The following is a 1,414-nucleotide window of genomic DNA, read 5'->3' as shown; positions in this document are numbered from 1 at the left end:
CCCTCACCCAACCCCACACCCACCTCACCACCACACTCCACAAAAACCTCAACGAAACCCACGCCATCACCCGCGCCACAGCCGAACTCCACGTCTCAGGCGTCGAGATCGATTGGCAGGCCGTCCTTGCCGACTTGGGTGTCGCAGCTGCCCACAGGGCGGAGCTGCCCACGTACGCCTTCCAGCGTCGGCGGCACTGGCTCAAGGAGACGGCCGAGGTGCCGGCCAAGGTGTCGGCCGTCCGCTCCGGTTCCGGTGCGGTCGCGGACGACGTGCACGAGGTGGACGAAGCGGGCGGAGTGGGGGATGTGGAGGTGGGCGCGGAGTCCGGGCGCAGGCTGCACGCTTCCGGTCTCGTCGCAGCCCTCGCCGGAATGCCCGAGGACGAGGCGAACCGGGAAGTGCTGGATCTCGTACGACGGCACGTCGCCTCCGTGCTCGAGCACGAGAGCCCCGAACAGGTCGCGGTGGACCTGCCGTTCAAGGCACTCGGCTTCGACTCTCTCATGTCGGTGGAGCTCTGTGTACAGCTCGGTCAGGCAGTAGGGCTGCGGCTGCCCTCGGCCACCCTGTACGACCACCCCACCCCGGAGGCCCTCGCGCGGCACGTGCTGGGCGAACTCGTCGGCACCGGGGACATGTTCACCCCCGCGTCGGCGGCTTCCGTGCCGACCGCCTCCGGCGACGCCGACCCGATCGCCATCGTCGGCATGGGCTGCCGCTTCCCGGGCGGGATCCGGACGCCTGAGGAGCTGTGGGAGCTGCTGGCGTCCGGCGGTGACGCGGTCTCGCCGTTCCCCGCCGACCGCGGCTGGGACCTGGAGGCGCTGTACGACGCGGATCCGCAGGCACAGCGGGCCGGGACGGCCTACACACGGGAGGGCGGCTTCCTCCACAACGCGGCCGACTTCGACCCCACCTTCTTCGGGATCTCGCCGCGCGAGGCGCTGGCCATGGACCCGCAGCAGCGGCTCCTGCTGGAAACCTCCTGGGAAGCGCTGGAGCGGGCCGGCATCGACCCGCGGACCCTGCGGGGCAGCCAGTCCGGCGTCTTCGTCGGTGCGACGGCACAGGACTACGGCCCCAGGCTCCACGAGGCCCCCGAGGAGCTCGAGGGCTACGTGCTGACCGGTACGACGCCCAGTGTGGCGTCGGGCCGGGTGGCGTACACGCTGGGTCTGGAGGGCCCGGCAGTCACGGTCGACACGGCCTGCTCCTCCTCGCTGGTCGCCCTGCACATGGCCGTACAGTCGCTACGCAGCGGCGAGTCCACCCTTGCACTGGCGGGTGGGGCGACCGTGATGTCCAACCCCGGCATGTTCGTGGAGTTCAGTCGGCAGCGGGGGCTCGCTCCCGATGCCCGGGTCAAGGCGTTCGCGGAAGCCGCGGACGGCACCGGCTGGGGCGAAGGCGT

1 protein-coding gene is annotated in these 1,414 nt (G+C 71.1%); it reads left to right on the top strand.

Going from position 1 to position 1,414, the window contains the following annotated elements; all coding sequences use genetic code 11:
* The coding region (locus tag ACZ7H1_RS37345; protein WP_470792947.1) for an acyl carrier protein at positions 1–1,414 on the top strand (1,414 nt) is incomplete at both ends.

The sequence above is a fragment of the Streptomyces sp. NPDC037401 genome, from assembly GCF_055602345.1.
This window is presented reverse-complemented; position numbering and strand designations above follow the sequence as displayed.